Here is a 12,030-nt window from a genome sequence, read left to right on the forward strand (position 1 = left end):
TTTTTTGCCTGCTTTGTCATCAGTCTGAAGAGACCTCACTGGGTCTCCCTTTCCTTTCTTGAATTGTTTTACAAAAATAATTTAAGAAAATAATTTTCTTATCTTAAACATGAAATTCTTTATGATTTAATCTTTCCCAAACTTCCTCAATTGAGCTTCCATTCTTTCTGTGGTATTCATGACCATTAGTTGCTTCAATTATATCTCCATAGGACCATGAGCTTTCAGGGTTATCCTTAAACATAATTAAGATAGACTTATTTTTCTCAACAAAATCTAAATCACACTTACGGTCTAACATCCTGTTGGTTATTGATACAACCTCTTCTCTTGAAATACTCTTTTCAGGTCTAAAGCTTCCATCAGGATAACCACTTATCCAACCCTTATTATAGGCTGATGCAATATAAGAATAAGCCCAGTGAGAAGTTTTTACATCAGTAAAGTTAAGACTACCACCACTTAACTTATCAAATTGACTTGCCATAGTTGCGAATTCCGCCCTAGTAATAGGATCATTTGGTTTAAAGGATCCGTCCTCATAACCCTTTACAATATTAAGCTCAGTCATAATAGTTATTGCACTTGCGTACCAGTCATCCTTATTTACATCAGAATAAATCTTTTTAAATTCCTTAGACTTAGTAGGCCTTTTCAAAAGTAGACGACCAAACATAGCAGTAGCTTCTGCCCTTGTCATTGATCTACTTGGCCTAAAAGTATTATCTGGATAACCATACATATAAGCATAGTGATCCTTTTTATTTAGTAGATTTCCCTTGTTATTAAAGCCTGAAGAATAATCTTTAGGCAAGCTTTCATTCTCAACATCCTTTAGAGAAAGATCTTTCAAATCCGAGTCTGAAAGTTTGAACTTGAAGGTCAAATCTCTTTCCCTATATCCTACAGGTGCCTTTACTTCACTTATTTTATATTCACCATTTAAGAGTGGTCCTGCACTTACTATACCTTGACTATTTGACCTTAAATTATCCTTTACCAAAGAATATTTTCCGTCTTTTTCTAGCCTTTCAAGTTTAAATACTGCTCCCTCAATGCCAGCTTTTGTCGCACTGTCTACCTTCTTAAAGGAAATATTGTGACGAGTATAGGAATTCTTTACAATATTTGATTTTCCATCTGTCATTTCCCTAGGGAAAGTCACACCATCCTTTGAAACTTCAATTTCAAAAGACATTTCTTCGTAACCAGGAACTCTAGTCTCTACAATTTTGTAAGTTCCATTTTCAAAACCCTTAAAAATTACATCGCCCTTTTCATCAGAAACAGCAACTGCATTTTTAAATTCCGGATTTGCAGGGTTAGAATTGTTAAGGTACCTATATACTTCATCTTCAAACTTGCCATCGACCTTGCGATAGGCCTTAAAGATTACTCCCTTCATGGCCTTCGACTTTCCCTTTTCATCTAAGGCTTCATCAAGTTTTTTAAAGGAGAAATCTTTTCTCATCTTATAGTTAATAAACTTTTCATCGCTATTAACTTTTTCATCACCAATAATCTTTTCATCATCAGTGAACAATTTTATATCCAGTGCCTTATCTCTTGCCCCTGTAAGATCAGGAACTTTAATTACATTAGTATTGACATCATAGTCTGCAAAGCTATTAAGAGGTCCTTTTATTGGACTCTTTGGATCATCACTTGCAGCTGGTGCTTCTATAATTTGATACTGCTTATTGTCTAAGTTGTCAAAACTTACTACACCATTATTATCAGATTTTGCAGTTACAAAGTCTTCTCCATTTTTGATGTTTTCAAATTTGTCGCCCTTCTTTTCTTGAAGAATGAAGATTGCCCCTTCCATTGGTTGAGGTTTACCCTTATAAACTTCCTTATACTTAACAAAGGAAACTTTGTGTTTTATTTTTGAATTTTCAACAACTTTTTTTTCAATTTTTTTTGGTGAAGATTGTGGTATTGTAATTTCGTGATCCTTAGACCAGTCGTAATAATCCTCGTGTTTATCTTCTTCCACTTGGAACTCATCTATAACTGTCCTATTTGTAGGAAGACCATAGCCAACTGGTGCCTTGCTTTCTACAATCTTATAGGTTCCACCAGCTACATCTATAAAAGTAACTTTACCATCATATCCTGATGTTGCAGTTTGATCTACTAAAAATTCACCTCTTGACCCCTTCTTCATAAGTTTAAACTCTGCACCTTGAAGTGGAATTGTATTTTCATTTTCTTTGCCCTTGTTTTGAATTTCTGCTTTTATAAATGAAATGTCGTGAAGGGTTAATTTTTTATTTTCTACATCGCCATAATTATATTCCTTCCCTGTATCTTTTGTGAAAACTATAGGGAAACTAGCCTTTTCTTTATATCTTCCTTGAGCATACTCAGTTTCTACAACCTCATATGTTCCATTTGAAAGGTCTTCAAATTTTACGATACCATCTACTTTAGATTTTTCAGACTTAGAAAAGTTTGTATCATCTTCCTTAGTTATTTTAAATTCAGCACCTTCTAATGGATTTCCATTTTGATCCACTTTTCTAAATATTAGGGTATGCTTTTCATTAGGCTTTAATTCGTTATAAACCTTAAGTCCCATCTTTACAACAAAACCCCAAGGGTCATTTTCTCCAACCATTTGTGTCAGTTCTGTAAGTTTAGGATTTGGAACATCTTTTTGTAAACCTTCAGCCTGTGTTTCCTTTATAGTGGCAGAATAAGGTTCGTTATTAATACTTATAACTTCGACTTTGTCTTTTTCAAGATTTCCATCTTCAAAAGTTATTGTCTTGCCATCTTTTGAAACCTCAAATTTCACTTCATTTTTTAAAGCCTGGTATTCTGAATCTGTATCTACAGTTTCAGTTAGGATGTATTTCCCATTAAAAGGCACTTGATCTAAAATTAAGCTTCCATTAGATGATACTTTAAACATTCCTGAATCGTATTTCTCTACTGCTAGTTCCTTTCCCGTTTTATCTAAAGGCTTGTATTCTCCTGTAAGTTGGAATGAAACTTTCCTATAATCTACTGGTGCAAGAATGTCTTTTTCGTTTTCATCCTTACCAATAATTCTTTGTGGTAAAACTTTTTGAAGATTGATAGTTAACTTTTGAATTTCTACTTCCAATGAACCTGCACGCACTTGTGTTTTGACACTTGCATCTTGCATATAGGACCCATTATTCGCCCTAAATACTGCTGTTGCTTTATTGGTTAGTTCAACTTCTTCTTCGTTTGCCTTAGCAATAATGTCAGAGTTCTTCAAGATGACATCATACTCTATGGTGAAATTATCAGGAAACTCATTAACATTTTTAGTCACGTCAAAGACAATTACTCCACTACCCTTAGTTATGGTTTTTGCACTCAAATTTTTTGATTTGATTCCATTTTCTTTAACAACTATATTATTGTATTTAACAAAATTATGGTTTTCTCCAAAAGTATCTTTAACTTCCAAGCTATTAGAATTTTTTAGAAAATCTTTGTCTTTTAAATCAAAAGTTAAAGTGTAGTGACGTATACTAGACTCTTTAAAGGCTTTAATTTCCCCTTCATTTGCATTAGCTTTCCAAGTATCAACTGATTTTTTCAAAAACTCTCCATATTGAACTCCTGTTGTCGCACTGGCAGATTCTTTAATGGTTTGAGGAGGAGTGTTCTCATTTTCAATTACTGCACTTGCAGTATTTGTTATATCCTTATTTCCTTGTCCCCCATCATAGATTTTTGAAAGATCCATTTTAACACTGTAGATAATTGTAAACTTTTTACCTGAAAGATCCTTATCACTTTTTACAGTGAATACTTTGCCATCTCTTTTAAGACTTACTCCTTGTGGAGCATTTTCATATTCGTCGGCAGCTGTTGGGTCTGTTTTAACTTTTAATGGTCCCTTTAATAATTCTGGGTCTGTGATTTCTACAAATTTGTCATAATCACCAAAGCTATCTGTTATTTTAATTTGACTCATATCTTTCAATTGGTATTTTGAAAAGTCAAAACTAAGTCTGTAGGTTTTTACTCCTGAAGTCTCAGGTTCAGTTTTAGAAGTAATATCTTCCTTTGTCAAGAAATCAGGTTTTTCAATTTTCGATTCAGCTTTAAGCGTCATTCCCTTATCATATTTAACACTTGCTGTGTTATTGATAGTTGCCTTTTCTTCTCCTGATTTGTTAAATGCATAAGATGCATCCATATTGTAGGTGAAAAGATATACATAATGATTGTCTTTAAAGTTATTTTCATTTACACCAGTTTTAAAATTGATACTCTTATTGTCGTTAGAAGGTGTGAACTCAACCTTTTTTCCTTCAGGGGTTCCTCCTTTTCCTTTTATATAATTTTCAATAAAAGTATTATAAATTCTCTTATTATAAGCCTCATCACTTTCACTTTCTTCTTTAGTCTTTTCTTTTTTCAATTTAGAAATTTCAGCGTCAAAGTCATCAAGTTTAAATCTTACAAGCTTAAGATCGGTGTACTTATCTCCTATCTCTCCATTAGTCATAAGAGCTTCATCAGAAATATCTATTTCTTCACAGTAAGATCCCTTTATATTTGCCAAGACTCCGTTTTTTATTTGTGTCATATCATCATCAATAAATGAGTACTTAGCTACTGGATAAAGACCTTCTTGCTCATTAGTTTCTTTTTTTTCTCCTGTTTCATCTTCAGTATCGGGACCTGTAATTCTCAATTGTGGATATACGTCTGAACCATCTGGACCATCAAGCTTTTTATCTTTATTTAGTTCGATAATTGTAACATTAGGAAATTCGCTGAACCATTTTGACTCAAATTGGTTGTCTTCCGGCTTAGTGTAAGATTTGGTTTGATAAGTGATAATAAGGGCATCACTTTTTACTTCTTCCTTTTCATCTAAAAGATAGTAAGCCAATTTATCATCAGGACCTGCCTTTGCTTTTTTAAGAGTGACATAAGAATCGATCAAAGATGTGAAGGGTATATCCGCTGTTCCACCAGATATATCTATCTTAAAGTCTGACAAATTTGGAAAATTCCTCTTGCTATCCTCTTGATTTGTATCATTAAAATATTTTCCCTTTGAAGTTATTACTGTGCCAGCTTCTCTTTCTTTATATACATAATCCGGAAAAATATAATGAATAATTTCAACATTCCTCTTAGATTCTTGTTCTTTATCTGTGGTGTAGTTAGAATACTCAGCATTAATTCTTTCTATTTTTTCTTTTAAAATATTGGAATGGTCACCAAACTTAATTACAAAACGCTCCTTACCTTCTTCTACATCCTTAGTAATTGTGTAGAAAGGGTTGGCAGAATTTGCATCCCTTGCCACCTTATTAGGAATTTGTTTTCCTAACAAACCATTAATTTCTTTACCATTATTTGGGATCTGTTCATTCGGTTTAATAAAATAGTATTTAAGAGAATCTTCTATAAAAGTACCATGTCTTAAAGTATCGGAAACTTCCGTAACAGCTTTCCTTTTGTGATCCCTGTTAAATACTATTGCCCATGTTGTAATTCTCTCACCCTTATCGTTAGTTTCTTGAGCGATTTGAAGCTTATCTGAAGGCTTTTTAACGATTTTGAAGAAGGAAATTCTTTCATTAGTTGTAGCTGTTATACTTTTCCCTTCATAGGTGTAAGTAATCTTTGTCTTTGATCTTGCTCCTGGATCGGCATATAACCAATAGTTGTTTGGTAGCTTATTCACTTTTGTCTTCCACTCAATTTTATAATGGAATTTTCCGCCTTTATCATTAACTTTTACAATTTGATACTTTTTATCGCCGCCCTTGTAAGTGTATTCCCTATAACCTTTAGGATTTTCAGTGTCAATCTTGTCGCCTTTAATGTCATAACCTATCCAAGGATCTTTTTTCTCAACACCCTCTCCTGAAAGTTCAAATTTATTATTTGACTTTACATTTTCAGGGAAAAGAACCTCCCTGTCAGAAATTTTTATCTTAAATCCAGGAGAAAGATCTTTGCCATTCGCTGGGCGAATTTCTAAGCTTTCATAGAGAAAGTTTTCACCAGTGTCTGCTGAAGGTGCAACTTTTGCCCTATGGGTTAAGGTAATCTCTTCTTTTGGGAAAAAAATACGTTTAGAAAGATTCTTTGTTTTATCTTCACCATACTTATAATTAAAATCCCAACTTGCATCTAAATAATTGTAGTCATTTTTAAAGGTCATCCATTTATCTACTGGAATTTCAAGTTTATAGGTTTTTGTTTTTCCCTTGTCTGTACTTGTTCCATTAAGAGTGATTTTACTATTGTCCTTTAATTTATATTGTGATCTTGCTTCATTTGTAGCAACAAAACGATTATCATTAATTTTAAGTCGATGTTCTTCTGCAATATCTTTGTTCACACCATTAGTTAGGGTAAAAGAAGTTATATCTATAGTATTAGGAAGGTCTGGTGCTCCTACTTTTGTATCCTTTGTCAAGGTTACACTAGCAATTAACTTATCCCCATCCATTTCAAATTGTGGAGTAATGCCTGGTTCATAAGTAGGTTTAGTATCAGGATTTACGCCCAATTCTATTGATTTTTCCTGACTTCCTGTGCCATCAAAAAAAGTCGCATTAAAGCTTGCGTATTCCCCTGATTTTAACTTAAATGTGTGTATGTTTCCATTATTTATATGTTCAACATTAGATGGAAATCCACTGACTTGTATTGTTCCAAGATTATAACCAGTTTTTTCTTTTACTGTTACAGTTTTTTCATTCTGACTACCACTAGGACCTTCTAACTCAAAACCATAAAAATTAATAGTTACTTCACCAGAAGAACCAGGAAGAAGGGTATAAGATTTCTTATCACTTTTCTTCGTTTTAAGGTTTAGATTTAAAGGAGCTGTAGTGTAAGTGACTTCTGCTTCGTTTTTTGTAAATTTATATTCTGCAATTATATTATTATTGTCCTTTTTTACAGTAACTTCACCTACTACTTCGCCCTTGCTACTTTCTGTGATCTTTAATGTTATTGGATTTTCATTAATGTTTTTACCATTTACTGTATCTACTATAGCCGACTCTGCAAGAACCATTCCATAGGTAATTCCAGATTCAGAGCTTGAAGTTTTGAGATTCATAACTGGAAAAACAATTTTGTAAACAGAATTTTTATCTGCTTTATTTACTTTGCCTTTATAGTTTTCAACAAAGGCTTTGAAGTCCTTATTTAAGTCTGGTGCATTCCTTGTAGCAGACCTATCCTCTCCTAAGTTTTCTCCCTCATCAAGTTTTTGCGCTTGTAAACTTTGTCCAAAATTCTCCTCCCTCAAGGAAAATTTTTGGTCAATAAAATTTTCTTGTCTCTTATCGGTTTTCTCATCCTTAAAACTTAAGGCATACCCAATTTCTGAAAAACTTGGTAGAATCATGAGTATTGCCAATAAGAAAGCTAATTTTCTTTTCATAAATCCTCCTAAAATTTAATCTTAAGCTTAAGTAAAATTAATACTTTCTAAACTTAAAAATATTATAATAATTCCCTTAAAGCATTAAAGCCTCATTATAGGTCCATAATAAATCTTTTTCACTAATATAGCAAGGCTTATTGACTATTTTAAGCCATCCAACTTATTAAAATATAGTTTTCAATAAATTAAGCCTAACTTAATTAAAAAATATTTTTTCACAAAAAAACCTCCACTTGACAATTCCCTTCACTGTCTCTGGAGGTTTTACTTTTTTATTTTTTCTTTGGCAAAATTACTTCTACAATTGTTCCACATTTTTTACCCTTGTCATCTTGGTTATCTAAAATTTTTATATCACCCTTTAACTTTTCTACAATATTCTTAACTAGGTTAAGTCCTATTCCATAGCCGCCAGTTTTTTTATTTCTCGATTCATCTACCCTATAAAATAAGTCAAAAACTTTTTCTTTCTCTTCTTCATCAATTCCAAGTCCAGTATCTCGAACATAGATAAAATAATTTTCATCATCTTCAGCGAAGTCAAACTCTACAAGTCCTCCATCTCTGTTGTAAAGGATGGCATTCTTTCCAAGATTGTAGAGGACTCTCTCTAGCAAGATGTCGCTGGTGTAAATTTCCCTGCTTCCCAACTTGGAAATAAGTTTTACATTTTTCTCTTCTGCCAGGTCTTCTAAGTCAAATACAATTTCTTCAACAAGGTCCTTGATATCAAACTTTCTTGCGATTGCATTCTCTCTACGATTTAAAAATAAGAGGGACTCGATAATTTTTGAAATTCTGTCTATGTTCTCATCAAAATTATCTAAAAGCTCTTTAAGTTCTTGGTCCTCGACCTTATTTTTCATTAGATAAATTTCAAGTGAGGACTTCATAACAGCCACTGGTGTGTTTAACTCATGAGCAATTGAAGATGACAGAGCCTTCTCCCTGGCATAGGATCCATAGATCTTGTCAATAGACTTTTGAAATGCCAGAGATAGTTCTTCGATTTCTTGTGACTGTCCCTCCATGTAAATTTTTTCTTCACTGTCCACCTTGTCAATGTCAATCTCTTGAACTTTTTCCTTTAATTCCTTTAAGGGTTTTAGGCTTCTGGAAACTAAAAAATAATAAACTAGGGACCCAAGGGCAATTGTTGACCCAATAACTATTAGAGAAAAGTTTTTTATCTCCTTTGTAGACTTCAACTTTGAGTCCTCAAGGACTATAAAGTAATCTTTATTACCCTTGTTGGTCTCTTCCATAACAATTTTCTCGCCAATGTCCTGAATTCTCTTTTCTTGGTACTTGCCAATAATGTAATTGGATGTGGCAGTCATTACAATAAAAATTAAAATTATGGAAAGGATGAGCTTAAAGACAATGGTATTTTTTACATTTTTAATTCTCTTCATCTATAATGTAGCCCTTTCCAATTTCATTTCTTATAATATTTTTGCCCAGCTTGTCCTTTAATTTCTTCCTAAGGGCAGACATATGGACCCTCACAACGTTGGAGAACAAATCCACCTCATCATTCCATACGTGGTCCATTAACTCTTCAGCAGTGACATACCTTCCCAGGTTGAAAAATAAATATTCCAAGATCCCTGCTTCCTTGGCAGTTAGCTTCAAGGTGTCTTTGTCAATTGCAAAGGTCCTCTTGGCTGTGTCAAACTCAACTCCATGGGCCCTAATGATGGCATCACTTATGGAAGTCTTTCGTCTTAAGAGGGACCTAATCCTCGCCTTTAGCTCTTCGAAGTGAAAGGGCTTAAGTATGTAGTCATTAGCTCCAAGGTCAAGTCCTTTCACCCTGTCATCAACATCTGAAAGGGCAGTGAGCATTATTACATTGACTTCCCTATCCCTCTCTCTTATATCTTCTAATATTTCAAAACCATTTTTCCCTGGCAAGTTTACATCTAAGATTATTAAGTCATAGGAATTTGTAAATGCCATAAAGGACCCTTCTTCTCCATCAAGGGCTGTGTCAACTGCATAGCCTGAATGAACTAGGCCTTCCTTAATTGACTTTAATAATTTTTCTTCATCTTCAACAATTAAAATTTTCATTCTTCTCTAACCCATTTCTCGTGATAAACCTTGTATCTCTCATCTTCGATTTCTGACTTGTCAATTAATCTAAAGCCATCGAAGTCTGGTATAAAGGTGTCGGCTCCTTCCACTACAGTGTCAACTCTTGTCACAATTAATTCCTCAATCCTATCCCAAAGGAGTTTCACAATTTCCGCTCCCCCAATGACAAAGACTTCCTTATCTGGATAGGCTTCAATAATCTTGTCTAACTTTTCTACTGAGTCAATGTAGTACAAGTCCTTCTTGTTCTCCCTCTTGGACCTTGTAAAGACAAGAGAGATCCTATTGGGAAGCTGCCTTCCAATATCGTCAAAAGTCTTGCGTCCCATTACAATAATATTATTTGTTGTGTAGTTCTTAAACATCTCAAGGTCATTGTCTACAAACATAATTTGATTGCCCTCTTTGGCAATGGCATTTTTATTATCAACTAAAATTAGTAACTTCATCTAGACCTCCTAAAAACTTCTTAAAACTATCATATCTTAGTAGACAGTCTATTCCTAGGATTTTTTTCTAGCATATTTAGATTGAAAATTAACTTTTCCCTTGTAATTTATTTATTAGTCTGCTATACTAATGTTGTTATGGCGACATAGCCAAGTGGTAAGGCACGGGTCTGCAACACCCTTATCACCGGTTCAAATCCGGTTGTCGCCTCCATAACAAAAAGTCTACTGAAAAATTTCAGTAGATTTTTTTTGCTTATTTTTATTTTTTATAAAGTCGTGAAATATTAACTCCCAATAAATTTTTATAAACTCATAGACCCTATAACTCTAAAACTTCAATAATTATAAACGCAAAAAACCGCAAGATAACTTGCGGCTTTTTTAGTGTTTATTTACTTGTAGGGATTAATACCATCCTCTAAGTTTCATAGCTTTGTCAATTGATTTAATACCGTACATGTAAACTCCTTCTCTAGGAACTACATCATATTCATCGCAAACTGCGAATACGCCTTTAATAGCTTTCATCATATCAGCTTCTTGTTTCTTTTCTACTTCAGCTTCTGTCCAGTACATTCCGTATTGGTTTTGAACCCATTCGTAGTAAGAAACAAGAACTCCACCAGAGTTAGTTAAGATATCTGGAGTAAGTTTTATTCCTCTTTCGCCAAGAACCTTATCTCCTTCTGGAGTTGTAGGACCGTTAGCTGCTTCACAAACTAATTTAACATTAAGTTTAGCTGCAACATCACCAGTAATTACGTTTTCTAGAGCTGCTGGAATTAAGATATCCCATTGACCTGTCCAGAATTCGTCAGCTGAAATTTGTTTTGCATCTGGGTAACCAATTAGTGTGTGGTGTTCTTCTTTGTAAGCAAGAAGTTTTTTGAAGTCTAGTCCATTTTCATTGTATAGAGCGTAGTTTCCTTCTTTTTTGTCCCATTCAGCTAAAGCGTAAACTTTTCCGCCTTGTCTTTCAATGTTTTTAACTGTGAAAGATCCAACGTTACCGAAACCTTGAACTGCAATCTTAGCGTGTTCGAAATCAATTCCTTCACGTTTAGCAGCTTCTCTAGTTACTATAGCAACACCAAAACCTGTTGCTTCGTTTCTTCCTTCAGATCCACCAAGTCCAACTGGTTTACCAGTTAACATTCCTATATCTTGTCTGTCTCCGTTAACTTTAATCCATTCATCAAGGAACCAAGACATAATTTGTCCATTAGTGTTAACGTCTGGTGCTGGAATATCAATTCTTTCACCAAGGTATTTGTAAAGTCCTCTGATCCAACCTCTACAAAGTTGTTCTAATTCTCTTTTAGAAAGTTCAGATGGATCAACACAAATTCCACCTTTTCCTCCACCGTATGGAAGACCAAGTGCGCCACCTTTGAAAGTCATCCAAAGAGATAGAGCCTTAACTTCGTCTAGGCATACATTTGGATGGAATCTAACGCCACCCTTAGAAGGACCAACTGCTGTTGAGTGAGCTGATCTCCAACCTTTGAAAACTTTTACTGAACCGTCATCCATTTTTACTGGAATAGAGATTTCAATAACTCTTTCTGGTTCTTTTAGAAGTTCATAAACTGCTGGGTCGCAACCTAGCTTGTCACATGCAGCCTTAACTTTTTGTTGAGCTGCTACTAACGGATTTAAAGTATCTGTCATTTTTAACACTCTCCTTTATGTATAATCATGATAACCATTTCTTACAGTCCTAATTATAGCAAATAGAAAAATTAAGTTCAAGCATACCAATTAAGTTTAACTAATTGTTAGATATAATAATTTTAGTTTAATCATTTTATTTTTTTTAGGTCCTTATTAATTCAATTAGTAAACGATAGTAATTTTTTTATTATTTAGGATCTATAAATTTTTCTACTTCTATTTCTTTCCACCCTTAAATAAACCTTAGTTATTATGACCCTGTAATCATTTTCACTAAGTGAACAAAGGTCAAGTCCTTAAGCTATACCATAAGTTTTTTTAATTCTTTTTTCCAACATATTTTTACTATTATTAAATTCTAAATTGCAACAATAAGTTAGCCACTTTTGA

Annotated in this window: 5 protein-coding genes and 1 tRNA gene; 1 reads left to right on the forward strand and 5 read right to left on the reverse strand. The window is 33.7% G+C overall.

The features are described 5' to 3' along the window. Positions 1 to 103: 103 nt before the first annotated feature. The 4 genes from HMPREF1864_RS02840 to HMPREF1864_RS02855 all read right to left on the reverse strand — a co-directional run bounded on the left by HMPREF1864_RS02840 (position 104) and on the right by HMPREF1864_RS02855 (position 9,963). On the reverse strand, positions 104 to 7,411 hold the full coding sequence (locus tag HMPREF1864_RS02840; RefSeq protein ID WP_062571337.1) for a SpaA isopeptide-forming pilin-related protein: 7,308 nt from the start codon (positions 7,409 to 7,411) through the stop codon (positions 104 to 106). A 275-nt stretch (positions 7,412 to 7,686) separates the two neighbouring features. Further along, the gene (locus HMPREF1864_RS02845; RefSeq protein ID WP_062571338.1) at positions 7,687 to 8,829 is read right to left on the reverse strand and encodes a sensor histidine kinase; all 1,143 of its coding nucleotides are present in this window, start codon (positions 8,827 to 8,829) and stop codon (positions 7,687 to 7,689) included. After that, positions 8,816 to 9,490, reverse strand: a complete 675-nt coding sequence (locus tag HMPREF1864_RS02850; RefSeq protein ID WP_062571339.1) for a response regulator transcription factor — start codon at positions 9,488 to 9,490, stop codon at positions 8,816 to 8,818. The genes HMPREF1864_RS02845 and HMPREF1864_RS02850 overlap by 14 nt, the downstream gene beginning before the upstream one ends. Continuing rightward, on the reverse strand, positions 9,487 to 9,963 hold the full coding sequence (locus tag HMPREF1864_RS02855) for a dihydrofolate reductase (RefSeq protein WP_062571340.1): 477 nt from the start codon (positions 9,961 to 9,963) through the stop codon (positions 9,487 to 9,489). Before HMPREF1864_RS02855 ends, HMPREF1864_RS02850 begins: the two co-directional genes overlap by 4 nt. 140 nt (positions 9,964 to 10,103) lie before the next feature. On the opposite strand from HMPREF1864_RS02855, the gene HMPREF1864_RS02860 reads away from it, so the two are divergent. Next, positions 10,104 to 10,177, forward strand: a tRNA-Cys gene (locus HMPREF1864_RS02860). Between the two features lie 194 nt (positions 10,178 to 10,371). Here the strand turns inward: HMPREF1864_RS02860 and HMPREF1864_RS02865 are convergent. Beyond that, a complete protein-coding gene (locus HMPREF1864_RS02865) occupies positions 10,372 to 11,637 on the reverse strand; it encodes a Glu/Leu/Phe/Val family dehydrogenase (RefSeq protein ID WP_062571341.1) in 1,266 nt (421 codons plus the stop codon). Between the last annotated feature and the right edge of the window lie 393 nt (positions 11,638 to 12,030).

This window comes from Peptoniphilus sp. DNF00840 (genome assembly GCF_001553125.1).
In the GTDB taxonomy this organism is placed as follows: Bacteria; Bacillota; Clostridia; order Tissierellales; family Peptoniphilaceae; genus Peptoniphilus_A; species Peptoniphilus_A vaginalis.